This window comes from Pseudidiomarina aestuarii, assembly GCF_048263735.1.
In the GTDB taxonomy this organism is placed as follows: Bacteria; Pseudomonadota; Gammaproteobacteria; order Enterobacterales; family Alteromonadaceae; genus Pseudidiomarina; species Pseudidiomarina aestuarii_B.
Genome location: NZ_JBLXDX010000001.1, coordinates 857,610 through 869,857, shown reverse-complemented (window position 1 = coordinate 869,857; position 12,248 = coordinate 857,610). Strand labels below are relative to the sequence as shown.

Annotated in this window: 14 protein-coding genes; 12 read left to right on the top strand and 2 right to left on the bottom strand. The window is 50.3% G+C overall.

All coding sequences use genetic code 11. The features are described 5' to 3' along the window. Window positions 1-7 precede the first annotated feature (7 nt). The gene (locus ACN0S4_RS04040; protein ID WP_417656429.1) at window positions 8-940 is read left to right on the top strand and encodes a Dyp-type peroxidase; all 933 of its coding nucleotides are present in this window, start codon (window positions 8-10) and stop codon (window positions 938-940) included. Here ACN0S4_RS04040 and argR read toward each other — a convergent pair. Further along, window positions 937-1,395: a transcriptional regulator ArgR gene (argR, locus tag ACN0S4_RS04035; RefSeq protein WP_417656428.1), complete on the bottom strand. Its 459-nt coding sequence runs from the start codon at window positions 1,393-1,395 to the stop codon at window positions 937-939. The genes ACN0S4_RS04040 and argR overlap by 4 nt on opposite strands. Window positions 1,396-1,551: 156 nt before the next feature. Between argR and mdh the strand changes: the two genes are divergently transcribed. The 11 genes from mdh (at window position 1,552) to ACN0S4_RS03980 (ending at window position 10,861) form a co-directional block, all read left to right on the top strand. After that, window positions 1,552-2,484, top strand: a complete 933-nt coding sequence (gene mdh, locus ACN0S4_RS04030; RefSeq protein WP_417656427.1) for a malate dehydrogenase — start codon at window positions 1,552-1,554, stop codon at window positions 2,482-2,484. Window positions 2,485-2,574: 90 nt separating this feature from the next. Further along, window positions 2,575-3,201: a rhombosortase gene (rrtA, locus tag ACN0S4_RS04025; RefSeq protein ID WP_417656426.1), complete on the top strand. Its 627-nt coding sequence runs from the start codon at window positions 2,575-2,577 to the stop codon at window positions 3,199-3,201. A gap of 67 nt (window positions 3,202-3,268) precedes the next feature. Then, window positions 3,269-4,240: an octaprenyl diphosphate synthase gene (ispB, locus tag ACN0S4_RS04020; RefSeq protein ID WP_417656425.1), complete on the top strand. Its 972-nt coding sequence runs from the start codon at window positions 3,269-3,271 to the stop codon at window positions 4,238-4,240. A gap of 169 nt (window positions 4,241-4,409) precedes the next feature. Further along, window positions 4,410-4,721, top strand: coding sequence for a 50S ribosomal protein L21 (gene rplU / locus ACN0S4_RS04015; RefSeq protein ID WP_417656424.1), 312 nt, complete (start codon window positions 4,410-4,412; stop codon window positions 4,719-4,721). A gap of 18 nt (window positions 4,722-4,739) precedes the next feature. Next, the gene (rpmA, locus tag ACN0S4_RS04010) at window positions 4,740-4,997 is read left to right on the top strand and encodes a 50S ribosomal protein L27 (protein WP_417656423.1); all 258 of its coding nucleotides are present in this window, start codon (window positions 4,740-4,742) and stop codon (window positions 4,995-4,997) included. A gap of 80 nt (window positions 4,998-5,077) precedes the next feature. Next, the gene (cgtA, locus tag ACN0S4_RS04005; protein ID WP_417656422.1) at window positions 5,078-6,250 is read left to right on the top strand and encodes an Obg family GTPase CgtA; all 1,173 of its coding nucleotides are present in this window, start codon (window positions 5,078-5,080) and stop codon (window positions 6,248-6,250) included. 83 nt (window positions 6,251-6,333) lie between these two features. Continuing rightward, window positions 6,334-6,837, top strand: a complete 504-nt coding sequence (gene folA / locus ACN0S4_RS04000) for a type 3 dihydrofolate reductase (protein WP_417656421.1) — start codon at window positions 6,334-6,336, stop codon at window positions 6,835-6,837. An 89-nt stretch (window positions 6,838-6,926) separates the two neighbouring features. Then, entirely contained in the window at window positions 6,927-7,421 is a 495-nt protein-coding gene (locus ACN0S4_RS03995) for a DUF3718 domain-containing protein (protein WP_417656420.1), read from the top strand. 81 nt (window positions 7,422-7,502) lie between these two features. Continuing rightward, on the top strand, window positions 7,503-8,972 hold the full coding sequence (locus ACN0S4_RS03990) for an alpha/beta hydrolase (RefSeq protein WP_417656419.1): 1,470 nt from the start codon (window positions 7,503-7,505) through the stop codon (window positions 8,970-8,972). A gap of 9 nt (window positions 8,973-8,981) precedes the next feature. Continuing rightward, entirely contained in the window at window positions 8,982-9,716 is a 735-nt protein-coding gene (locus tag ACN0S4_RS03985) for an ATP-binding cassette domain-containing protein (protein ID WP_417656418.1), read from the top strand. After that, window positions 9,713-10,861 carry an ABC transporter permease gene (locus tag ACN0S4_RS03980; protein WP_417656417.1) on the top strand — a complete coding sequence of 383 codons (1,149 nt, stop codon included), beginning with the start codon at window positions 9,713-9,715 and terminating at the stop codon, window positions 10,859-10,861. Before ACN0S4_RS03985 ends, ACN0S4_RS03980 begins: the two co-directional genes overlap by 4 nt. A gap of 32 nt (window positions 10,862-10,893) precedes the next feature. Here the strand turns inward: ACN0S4_RS03980 and ACN0S4_RS03975 are convergent, their stop codons facing one another. Beyond that, on the bottom strand, window positions 10,894-12,231 hold the full coding sequence (locus ACN0S4_RS03975; protein ID WP_417656416.1) for an NAD(P)/FAD-dependent oxidoreductase: 1,338 nt from the start codon (window positions 12,229-12,231) through the stop codon (window positions 10,894-10,896). Window positions 12,232-12,248 lie beyond the last annotated feature (17 nt).

Genomic DNA, 12,248 nt, shown 5'->3' with positions numbered 1-12,248 from the left:
GGAAGCTATGGCACGACCCCAAGTCGGCGTGTACGCAGAGCCTAATCTACACGGCTTAACATTATTGATGAATGTGATGACGGATGACGTTGATGCAGTCCGTCGTAAGCTTGCGCGTATTCCGAGTATAGCGAGCGAGTTGGACGATCGCTTCTCAGAATCGATGCTCAGCGTGTTTGTCGCGATTGGCAGTGACTATTGGGACCACGTGTATCCAACGCAGCGCCCGGCACAATTGGGCAGCTTTCCAGAATTACGGGATGGTGATCGTCAAGCACCGCGTGAATCCGTTGACTTGCTTCTCTGCATTCGATCAGACCGCTTTGATGTAAATTTTCAATCTGCGCGAACGTTCTTAGAGTGGCTCGGCCACGACGTCGAGTTGCTGGACGAAATACGCACGTTCCGCTTTATGGATGGCCGTGATTTAACCGGCTTCATTGAATCACCCGACAACCCGCATGGTATGCGCCGGCGCCAATTTGCCACCATAAAAGCCGAAGATGATAAACACTTTGCGGGTGGCGCATATTTATTGATGCAGAAATTTCGGCACGATTTACGTCGCTGGGAACAACTTAGCGTCGACATGCAAGAGCATGTGATGGGACGTCAGAAAATTACCGGTGAGCGCATCAGCGAAGCGGTCCTGAGTTTGGTTACCCATGCGCAAAAGTCACGACTCGTGGATGCTCACGATCAACCGCTGTTATTGCTTCGTCAGAATATGCCGTGGGGTGATTTACGCGAGCAGGGCTTATTAGCGATGTATTTTAGTGGTGACGCACAGCATCTCGTGCAATGGCTGAAGCAACGTTACATCGCTGATAATGATGGCGATTATGATCCGTTACTGGATTATGTGGAAGCAGTCGCCAACGGTTCCTACTTTGCCCCGTCGATTGATTTTCTCGAGCAGCTCGGCCACAGCAAACGCTAATCGGCGTTTTCAAACAACTCTTTGACTTTCTGTAGTGTGAAATCTATTTCCGACACTTTAAGTGGCGCTATGAATATGGTGTCGTCACCAGCAATAGTGCCAAGCACACCTTCTTGTTTACCGACTGAATCGAGTAATCGCGCGATCAGTTGCGCCGCGCCCGGAGTAGTGCGGATAATCACCATCACATCATTGTGCTGAATATCTAAAACAAGCTGAGTCAATGGCGCGCGCGTCGACGGAATGCCCAACTCAGGTGGTAAGCAGTACACCATTTCTTGCCGTGCATTACGGGTGCGGACCGCGCCATATTTACTCAATAAGCGCGAGACCTTTGACTGACTAATATTGCTGAAACCACGGTCTTTCAAGGCATCAACAATAGCGGTCTGTGAACCATAACGCTCTTGTTTTAAGAGTGCTTTAAACGCATCAATTAGTTCATCTGAACGCACAGTAGCTCCGCAATAGTCGTAAGTTGATTAGGATTCACAGCAGTGTAACGGAATTCAACAAGAACGCCTAGAGCGGCGGGCTTTGGTTGTAATTTCGGCGGTTCTGGAGTAGTATTTTCGGCCTAAATTTCCCCACACGATTGGATGGAGTCTGAGATGAAAGTTGCAGTTTTAGGTGCAGCCGGCGGTATCGGTCAAGCACTATCATTACTTTTGAAAACCCAATTACCTGCTGGTACTGACTTAGCGTTGTATGACGTGGCACCAGTTGTTCCAGGCGTTGCTGTTGATCTCAGCCACATCCCAACTGCGGTTTCCGTGAAAGGTTATGGCAAAGATGACCTCGCCAGTGCATTGGTAGGCAGTGACATCGTATTGATTCCAGCTGGTGTCCCACGTAAGCCAGGTATGGACCGTTCTGACTTGTTCAACATCAATGCTGGCATCGTTGCCAACTTGATCGAAGCGATTGCGGACAACTGCCCGAAAGCTTGCGTCGGTATTATCACCAATCCAGTCAATACTACGGTTGCAATCGCCAAGCGTGTGCTTGAGAAAAAAGGCGTTTACGACAAGAACAAACTGTTCGGCGTAACCACCTTAGACGTGATTCGTGCTGAAACCTTTGTTGCTGAAATTCATGGCAAAAATCCAGCTGAAGTCACTGTGCCAGTCATTGGTGGACACAGCGGCACCACCATTTTGCCACTGTTGTCACAAACAGGTTTAAGCTTCACCGACGAGCAAATTGAAGCGTTAACTAAGCGCATTCAAAACGCTGGTACTGAAGTAGTTGAAGCCAAAGCGGGTGGCGGCTCTGCAACATTGTCTATGGGTCAAGCAGCCGCACGTTTCTGCTTGTCACTTGTGAAAGCTCTGCAAGGTGACGACAGTGTAGTTGAATGCACTTACGTTGAAACCGATGGCGCTGACGCGTTGTTCTTTGCACATCCGGTTCGTTTAGGTCCAAACGGCATCGCTGAAATTCTCCCATATGGTGAGTTGAGCGCCTACGAGCAAGCTGCGAAAGCCGCGATGCTTGACGGCTTGAAAGGCGATATCCAGACCGGTTTGGATTTCGTGAGCTAATTGACGCTGATACAAAAGCGTTGACCTCTGCAACGCCGAGCTTGAAGATAGTCTTCAGCTCGGCGTTTTTTATGGGACTAAGTTAATTCGATGATCAAGTGGCGACAATGGTGGGCAAACCTCCCGTTTAGTAAAGCAACACTGATTCCAATTAGTACCGTCAGCGTACTCATGTTGGCGCTGTTTTACGGTGGTCATTGGTTCGACGCATCCGCTGCATTCGTGTATCAACGTGAGTGGATCCTTGCCGGCGAATGGTGGCGCTTGCTCACCGGAGCGCTGGTGCACCACGATCAACCACACTTGTGGCTGAACATTCTTGGACTATGGCTGTGGTGGCTGCTGTTCATCGAACATCTGTCGTGCTGGCGCGATTGGTGCTGGTTACCGGTATTATTACTCAGTAGTACCATTGCCATGTTGTGGTTGGATCCAACCACGCTGGTGTACGCCGGTTTTTCAGGTGCGCTTTATGGACTCTATGCTTGGGGAGCGCTCGCCGACACTTTTATTCGGCGTTGGAGCGGCACTGCCATTGGCGTTGGTCTACTGGTGAAGTGCGGTTACGACACGCTGTATCTGCCCAGTTCTTCAGACATTGCTGTAATGGCGCATTGGGGTGGGATTAGTGCGGGCATCGGTATCGCGTTACTGCGTCAGTTCCTCCTTCAGCTCTCGCACAAGCAGAAGCGTCATTCTGCTGAGCAAACTCGTTGAACTACTGCCCCTTACTGTTTTTTTACGGTACAATTCGGTCTCTCTCAAGTAACCGTACCAGCAAGCGATGAAGTTATCTGAAATCAACACGCTGATGGCAGCCGATATGCAAGGCGTGAATGCTTTAATTGGCCGCGAATTACAATCCGACGTCGCCCTGATCAATCAACTGGGTCTTTACATCGTCAATAGCGGCGGCAAGCGGTTACGACCTTTGTTAGCGGTGACTGCTGCTCGCGCTGCGGGTTACGCAGGTGAAGGGCACCTAACGCTAGCAACCATTATTGAGTTCATTCACACCGCAACCTTACTGCATGATGACGTGGTTGATGCATCGGAGCTTCGGCGTGGTCAAGAAACGGCCAATGCGGTCTTCGGAAACGAAGCCAGCGTGCTGGTGGGTGACTTTCTCTACACGCGTGCCTTTCAATTGATGGTGACGCTGGACTCCATGAAGGTCATGAAAATTCTCGCTGACGCCACCAACATCATTTCGGAAGGCGAAGTGCTGCAATTAATGAATTGCAATGACCCCGATACTACCGAACAAAGCTACTTTGCCGTGATTTATGGCAAAACCGGCAAATTGTTCGAAGCCGCCACTCAACTCGGCGCGGTATTAGCCAATCAACCCTCTGCAGTTGAAGATGCACTCGCCGCTTATGGTCGCCACTTAGGCACCGCCTTCCAGTTGGTTGATGACCTACTCGATTACACCGCCGACAGCGATGTGATGGGTAAGCAAGCCGGCGATGACCTCGCTGAAGGGAAGCCAACATTGCCGTTGCTATACGCCATGTGGCACGGCAACGAACACGAAGCACAGCAAATTCGCCTCGCCATAGAACAAGGTGATGGGCGGGCTCAACTCAGCACTATTCTCGCGACGATGCAGCGTACCGGCGCACTTGAGTACACGCGTGATCGCGCACTCAAAGAAGCCCAGCTCGCGCAAGCTCAGCTGGCTGCTTTACCGGCATCGGAGTATCGCGATGCGCTGCACGCACTAGCCGACATAGCCGTCAACCGCCTAAACTGACAGTGAACAGTAAATAGTGAACAGATAACAGAACTCACTAGCCCCTCGTTTTTTTCTTCTTTTGCTCTTTCTATTCACTGTTCACTATTTACTGTTGTTTGCAGAATAGGTATACTTCGCGCCCTGATTTAAATATATGGCGTCCCACTGGGACAAATCGGAGAAAACTATGTACGCAGTATTCCAAAGTGGCGGTAAGCAACACCGTGTTACTGAAGGGCAAATCGTCCGCCTGGAAAAGCTGGAAGCGGCCACTGGTGAAGTGGTTGAGTTCGGAGAAGTTTTAATGCTCTCGAACGGTGACGACGTGAAAATCGGCGCACCTTTTGTTTCTGGTGGCTCTGTTAAAGCGGAAGTGGTAAACCATGGTCGTGCCGACAAAGTGAACATTATTAAGTTCCGTCGTCGTAAGCACCACATGAAACGTCAAGGTCATCGTCAGTGGTTCACAGAAGTGAAAATCACTGGTATCAACGGTTAATTGAAGGAGTAACGACACATGGCACACAAAAAAGCTGGTGGTTCAACTAAGAACGGTCGCGACTCAGAAAGTAAACGTCTGGGTGTGAAACGTTTTGGTGGTGAGTCAGTATTGGCTGGTAGCATTATCGTTCGTCAACGTGGTACTCGTTTCCACGCTGGTGAGAACGTCGGCATCGGTCGTGACCACACTTTATTCGCTTTAGCGGATGGTAAAGTTTCTTTTGCGGAAAAAGGTCCTAAAAACCGCAAATTCGTGAGCATCGTAGCTGAGTAAGACTGAGCTCAAAGCGCACGTTTGAACTAGAAACCCCGTCCGGTGTGACGGGGTTTTTTCATGTTAGCAGGTAGGAAATCATGAAGTTTGTAGATGAAGTCGAAATTCGCGTAGAGGCTGGCGACGGCGGTAACGGCGTGGTGAGCTTTCGGCGTGAGAAGTACATCCCGAAAGGCGGCCCAGATGGCGGCGATGGTGGTGATGGCGGCGACGTTTATCTGGAGGCGGATGAGAACCTCAACACGCTGATTGATTATCGTTTTGAACGCATCCATAAAGCGCAACGCGGGCAGAACGGTTCAGGTAAAAACTGTACCGGTAAACGCGGCGACGATATTATTCTGAAAGTACCGGTCGGCACTCGGGCGACGGATGTCGAGACTGGCGAAACCATCAGTGACTTAACGCGTCACGGTCAGCGCCGAATGGTTGCTAAAGGCGGTTTCCACGGGTTGGGTAATGCGCGCTTTAAAAGCAGTACCAACCGTGCGCCACGCCAGAAAAGTGATGGCACACCCGGTGAAATTCGTTCGTTAAAGCTCGAACTGATGTTGCTCGCCGACGTGGGTCTTCTGGGTATGCCGAATGCAGGCAAGTCAACGTTCATTCGTTCGGTTTCTGCAGCGAAGCCCAAAGTTGCAGATTATCCGTTCACCACCTTAGTCCCAAATTTAGGTGTAGTGCGTCCGGTTCCGCATGCGAGCTTTGTGATTGCCGATATTCCAGGCTTAATAGAAGGTGCTGCAGAAGGTGCCGGTTTAGGTATTCGATTCCTGAAACATTTGGAACGCTGCCGACTCCTGTTACACCTTGTTGATTTAGCACCGTATGACAATACCGACCCTGCTGAACAAGCGGTGAAGATTGTACATGAGCTGGAAAAATACAGCCCGGCCTTGGCGGGCAAGCACCGTTGGTTAGTCGTCAACAAAACCGATTTGCTCGATGACGAGGAAATTACTGAACGTTTGCAACGTGTGAAAGAAGCGTTAGATTGGGACGGTCCCGTTTATCAAATCTCGGCTTTGGCGAACTTGGGTACGGAAGCACTGTGTAAGGAAATCATGACTTACATTGAGTCGCAGCCTAAGCAAACTCCCGAAGAAATGGAAGCAGAAGCGAAAGCCACCACCGAATTCAAATGGGATGATTATCATCAACAACAGCTTGACGCCTATGCGGAAGATGACGACGATGATGATGACGATTTCGATGACGACGACTACGACGTAGAAGTGGTCTACCAGAAATGACAGTGAACAGTGAATAGGTAATAGTGAACAGAGTTTTTCCGTTCACTGTTCACAATTTACTATTCACTCTTAGGGGGAGTAACTTGATAGTCGCACTAGTAGCCGCGATGGCGCAGGACCGAGTCATTGGCAAGGACGGCGACATGCCTTGGCACTTGCCTGCCGAACTCCAACACTTCAAGAAAATCACCCTAGGTAAGCCCGTCGTGATGGGCCGTGCGACCTATGAGTCTATCGGTCGCCCACTCCCCAACCGGACTAATATCGTGCTCTCGCGGCGTCATCAACAACCCTATACGGATGAACAAGGGGTGATTTGGGTGAACTCCCCAGAGTTGGCCTTACAAGCGGCCGGACATAGTGATGAAGTCATGATTATTGGTGGTGGTCACGTCTATCGTGAGTTTCTGCCGCAAGCTGAGCGCTTGTATCTCACCGAAATCGATTTAAAGACGGCCGGTGATACTTATTTCCCCGATTTTCAATTGGAGGGGAACTGGGATCTGGTTGAAAAAATCGAGCATCCTGCTGATGCAAACAATCCGCATAAATTCTTCACATGTGTGTACCAAAGAGTTAACGACTAGCAACAATAAATTCCGTTGCAGGCCCTGTATGACAACGGTAGCATTCGTTCTATGATGAACCAGCGCCGCGGAGTAATAGGTCGCAGCACATGAAAAATTGGCTCAGTCGAATCACGCTTGCAATAATCATTTTGAGTGGTGGTTTTCATATTCCCAGTCACGCTCAGCAACTAGGTGTCCAAAACGTAACGGCGGACACTGCTCTGGCTATATGCAGCTATGTCCGCACCAATGATAGTCGGGCATTAAAGCAAAAGCTCCAGTACGAGCGAAAGCGTCTACGCGATATCTATTCTTCGATTCGGTGTAATAACCTTTCATTGATTCAATTTGCACTACAACACAATGCGCACGACGTTGGTCGCTTTCTAGCAATCAGTGCCACTCCCGACTCTATTATTGAAGCGGGCGATATAGAATGGGCAAAATCGAAAAATCTACTTGATACACCAACCGGCAGCTTGCTGCGTGAGCGTATGACCTGTGTGCGGCAGAGCCGCGCTTATGGTGCCGAGGAATCGTGCTCTCAGCTGTTTCGAAGCAGTGACTCACGAACTCAGAATACTCCTTCCTATCTGCGCTAACACTTCTTTACAGTTTAAGCTCTTCTCTGCGGTACATTGAAACGCTACACTATGCCAATTGTTACAATTGGATAACATTCTATGAAGCGTCTACCTCTTGTATTACTCGCATGTTTTGGGGCTTTGGCGATCTTGCCAAGTTCAGTAGCTGCGCAGTCTTCGGCTCAACCCAACCCTACGCAGTTAGAGGGTTGCTATTTGCGCAACATTTCTGAACAGGTGCAGTGTGGTCAGATTATGGTTCCAGAGAACTATGATCGCCCTGATGGCCGTCAGATCCCGATTAATTTCGCTGTGTTACCAGCAGTTAGCGAGAGTAAAGCTCCTGATCCACTACTGATTTTGGCTGGTGGGCCTGGGCAAGCGGCAACGGATCTCGCATCGATGATTGATCGAATCTTTAAAGATGTCCGCCGTAAGCGCGATATCCTGTTGATTGATCAACGTGGTACGGGTAAATCAAACCCACTCAGTTGCGAAGTCGATCATATGGATGAGCTCGTCAAAACTGACGATGACATGCAGCTCGACCAAATGGCCGGTGAATGTTTGGCTCGTTATGACGAGACTGACCTCACACAATATCATTCGGTGAATGCCATCCGTGATTTTGAGCGGGTGCGTGAGCACCTCGGCTATCAGCAAGTAAACCTCTATGGTGGCTCTTATGGCAGCCGTGCGGGTTTGGTATATATGCGTGAAGCTCCAGAAGCAGTGCGCAGCGCCGTACTCGATGCTGTGGCACCCGTACAGGTGGTCGTCGGCCCATTTGGTAAACATGGTGCTGAGTCGTTCGATAAGCTATTGGAGCGCTGCCGTGAATCGACCGCATGCAACAGCGAGTTCCCGAACTTGGCAGAAACTTATCGTAATGTGTTGCAGCAGTTAGAAAGCAATCCAGTACCTATTACAGTGCCGGATCCGCTTAGTAATGAGGAGACCGATATACTGGTGACCGCGGGTCGTTTCACCGGTGTCATGCGGGTGTCTTTGTACCATCCGACGACGCGTCAAATGTTGCCATACGTCATCAATGAGACTGCTCAAGGCAACTATGAACCCTTGCTCGGCCTTATGGGCGGTGTGATGAATCAATCGCAACTCTATATGGGGCTGATGTTGTCTGTACTCTGCAGCGAAGATTTGCCGCGTGCCACCGATGAATTGCTGGCCAGCGATGGTGACAATGACTTTATTGGCAGCCGCACCGGTGATGCTTTTGTCGACATGTGCTCGGTATGGCCACAAGCGCCACGCCCAGACACTTGGTTTGAGCCGGTTCAGAGTGACATCCCAACACTACTGTTATCGGGTGAATTAGATCCAGTAACGCCGGTTGCGTGGGGCGAAATTGCTGCAGAGACGTTGTCGAATAGCCGTCACCTAGTGGCAACCCACGGGTCGCATACGATTGTGGGTCACACTTGCGCGAACAAACTCGCAGGTCAGTTTATTGATCACAATGACTTATCGAAGTTAGACGATGCCTGTCTGACTACGGATGCGAAGCCCATGCCATTTGTGCTGAATGCAAACGGCAAAGGTCTTTAGGAGCAGACGATGATTGAAGTAAAACAACTACAAAAAGCCTTCGGAAACGTCAACGCATTAAACGGTTTATCTTTCAGTGCTCCTGAGGGCGAGATTACCGGTTTGTTGGGCCCCAATGGCGCAGGTAAAACCACCTGCTTGCGAACGATTTATGGGTTATTGCAAGCCGACTCTGGTGAAGCACTGATTGACGGTATAGATGCGAAAGTAGCGCCCTTAGAAGCTCGTAAACGCATTGGTATTTTTCCAGATAAATTCGGTTTGTATGAGCGCCTTACCGCGCGCGAACAAATTGCTTACTTCGCTGCATTGCATGGCATGCAAGGCGGGAAGCAGGCTGAGGCAGTTGCGCATGTAATTGAGCGTTTAGATATGACTGCTATAGCCGATCGTCGAGCGACAGGCTTTTCTCAAGGTCAGCGGATGAAAGTAGCATTAGCGCAAGCGATTGTGCATCAACCGAAGCACCTGATTCTTGATGAGCCAAGCCGGGGCCTCGATGTTATGAGTACACGCATTTTGCGTGACTTGCTGCGAGAACTAAGGCAGCAGGGCACCAGTATTCTGTTTTCGTCTCATGTGATGCAAGAAGTTGCAGCGCTGTGTGACAAAGTCGTGGTGATTGCGGCGGGCAAAGTGGCGGCACAGGGTACTACTCGAGAACTCTGTGAGCTGACTGGCGAAAATGCGCTGGAAGAAGCATTCGTGAAAATTATTGGTACCGATGAGGGGATCGCAGCATGAGCAATCCATTACTGATTGTCTGGCGCAAGGAATTGCGCGATGCCCTGCGGGATAAGCGCTCAGTTATGGCCGCTATGTCCTATGCATTCTTCGGTCCACTGTTGATGGCCGTCGCTTTCTTTGTGTTGATATCCCAATTGACCGATGAGAGCGATGTTGGCATTAACATTGAAGGCGCAGAACACGCGCCGGCGTTTATTGCCCATCTGCAACGACAAGGTATTGTGGAACGCGAAAAGCCATGGCCTGACGGCCAGCAGCCTATCGTATTAGCTATCAGTGAAAACTGGGCGGACAATATTGCCAAGGCGAAGCCCATCGAAGTCACACTTACCGCTGATTTTTCTGCGCAAAAGCAACGCACCGACATCAATCGGGTGGAACGTGCTGTACAGAGTTATAGCAATCAGTTGACCTATATTCGGTTACAGATGCGCGGTATTGATCCTGGCATCATGAACGCCATTGATCTGGTCAAGCAAGACACTGCAACCAAGGGTTCACGCGCAGCTCTTCTCATGGGTAGTGTGTTGGTGTTTATGCTGTTGTCGGTCTTCTTTTCAGGAATGAACGTTGCCATTGATATTAGCGCCGGTGAGCGCGAACGTAATTCACTGGAACTGTTGTTGTCGCAGCCGTTAACCGCCCAGCAGTTGGTGTGGGGCAAAGCATTAGCGGCCAGTTGCTTCGCAATCTTTGGCGGCATTCTGAGTGTGGTTTTAATCCCGTTTATTTTCAGTTTCCTACCACTGCACAATATCGGTATTAGCATTGCCTTAGGCTGGCAGTCGATTCTGTTGATCATCGCACTGCTGTTTCCATTGGCATTATTTGCCACGGCTTTACAGCTATTCGTATCGTTTCGAGCGAAGAGTTTTAAAGAGGCACAAACCTACATTTCATTCTTGCTGATGCTGCCCATGCTGGCTGTATTTGGGGTCGAGTTTTCACGCGTGAAGCATCAAGCGCTCTATTATTTGCCGATTACTGGTCAACATCAGGCCTTACTCGACATCATCAAAGGTGAAGCCTTACAGTGGCTGCCTATGGCATTGAGTGCTGTTGCTACCGTTGCATTATCGGCTTTGCTACTAATGCTGATTGGGCGCATGCTGCGCAGTGAGAAGGTCGTTTTCGGTCTGTAAGTGCTCTTAGCAAGTGCTATTAGCAAGTACAATTAGCGGTTGACGTTGGCCTGGTAAAACAACCATTGGCCAGCGCGCCGCAGTCCAGCAAACGGAAATTTCGGTAGCGCCGATTGATAGAACGGCAGAGCGGGTAGTTCAGCACCCATCGCAAGTTGCGCGACCCGTTGTCCAGCTAGCTGGGTAAAAGTCACTCCTGAACCGCAATAGCCCATGCTGGTGAAAATACCGGGTGCTGGACTATAGATCCGCGGATAGTCATCCAACGCCACACTCACCCAACCACTCCATGAATAGTCTGGTTTCTCCGCAGCAAGGCTGTGCAATTGCGGGAACGTAGCACTGAGTGCTTGCATCAAATCACGGGTGTAGCGCGGATTGTTTGCATCTTTACCACGAATCGCGCCGCGACCACCAAACAATAAGCGTTGATCGGGCAGCAACCGGAAATAATATTTCAGCGTGCGCGTATCCATGACCAATTCACGACTGTTTAAATGCGTTGCTGCTAATTCAGTGGCGGTCAGCGGTCGCGTAACAACCACACTGGAAAGCACCGGTAGCGTGCGGCCGTGGATGCTGGGATGCAAATGATTCGGGGTATAGCCGTTACTGGCTATAATGACCTTCCGAGCACGAATGTCGCCACGAGGTGTATGCAGGCAATGAGTGCCATCAGCGTCGGTTTGCCACTGAATCACAGGGGCATGCTCAACCACTTTAACACCAGCTTGAACCGCTTGCCGGGCAACACTGGTCGTCAGTAACACCGGATTGATTCCAAAACTCTGCGGGAAGTGAATCGCCGCATGGGCTTGCGGGCTGTTAACGCGCGCTTGAATCGCAGAACGATCAAGCCAAGTTGTGCTCGGTTCATACCGCTGCAGCGCATCAAATTGCTGCCGCAGTTCGGGCACTGCTTTAGCACGATGGGCAATCTTTAAATAACCACCCCGTTGCACCTGAGCGTGTTCAGGACAAGCTGCAATATGTCGCTCTAAGCGTTCAAATGCGCGTTGATACTCTGCTTGGATACCTTTGGCGACATCAATACCGCAACGCTTCTCCCACGCGGCATAGCCGAGTCGGCCAGTGCCAGGCATGGCGAAGCCAGCGTTACGCATCGAGCAACCCCAACCGAGTTGATTGGCTTCTACCACCACCACTTGTTGTTGGTAGGTCTCAGCCAATTCTAAGGCAGCATTGAGCCCAGTAAATCCGGCACCAATTACCACGATATCAGCTGTGGCTGGCAAATCCGTTACGGTTGGTGGGAATTGCGCGGAAGCGGTCTGTTGTAGCCAATAACTGTGTGGATAAGGGCGGTGTGGGCCAGGGTTTACATCGTGTAATGGGTCGTATTGGCTCACAACGCCTCCGCAGAAGA

What these genes read in the sequence shown, in the direction of transcription:
- rplU (WP_417656424.1), top strand. Translation starts at nt 4,410, where the DNA reads ATGTACGCAGTATTCCAAAGTGGCGGTAAGCAACACCGTGTTACTGAA.
- ACN0S4_RS03995 (WP_417656420.1), top strand. Translation starts at nt 6,927, where the DNA reads ATGAAAAATTGGCTCAGTCGAATCACGCTTGCAATAATCATTTTGAGT.
- ispB (WP_417656425.1), top strand. Translation starts at nt 3,269, where the DNA reads ATGAAGTTATCTGAAATCAACACGCTGATGGCAGCCGATATGCAAGGC.
- cgtA (WP_417656422.1), top strand. Translation starts at nt 5,078, where the DNA reads ATGAAGTTTGTAGATGAAGTCGAAATTCGCGTAGAGGCTGGCGACGGC.
- mdh (WP_417656427.1), top strand. Translation starts at nt 1,552, where the DNA reads ATGAAAGTTGCAGTTTTAGGTGCAGCCGGCGGTATCGGTCAAGCACTA.
- rpmA (WP_417656423.1), top strand. Translation starts at nt 4,740, where the DNA reads ATGGCACACAAAAAAGCTGGTGGTTCAACTAAGAACGGTCGCGACTCA.
- ACN0S4_RS04040 (WP_417656429.1), top strand. Translation starts at nt 8, where the DNA reads ATGGCACGACCCCAAGTCGGCGTGTACGCAGAGCCTAATCTACACGGC.
- ACN0S4_RS03985 (WP_417656418.1), top strand. Translation starts at nt 8,982, where the DNA reads ATGATTGAAGTAAAACAACTACAAAAAGCCTTCGGAAACGTCAACGCA.
- ACN0S4_RS03990 (WP_417656419.1), top strand. Translation starts at nt 7,503, where the DNA reads ATGAAGCGTCTACCTCTTGTATTACTCGCATGTTTTGGGGCTTTGGCG.
- ACN0S4_RS03980 (WP_417656417.1), top strand. Translation starts at nt 9,713, where the DNA reads ATGAGCAATCCATTACTGATTGTCTGGCGCAAGGAATTGCGCGATGCC.
- rrtA (WP_417656426.1), top strand. Translation starts at nt 2,575, where the DNA reads ATGATCAAGTGGCGACAATGGTGGGCAAACCTCCCGTTTAGTAAAGCA.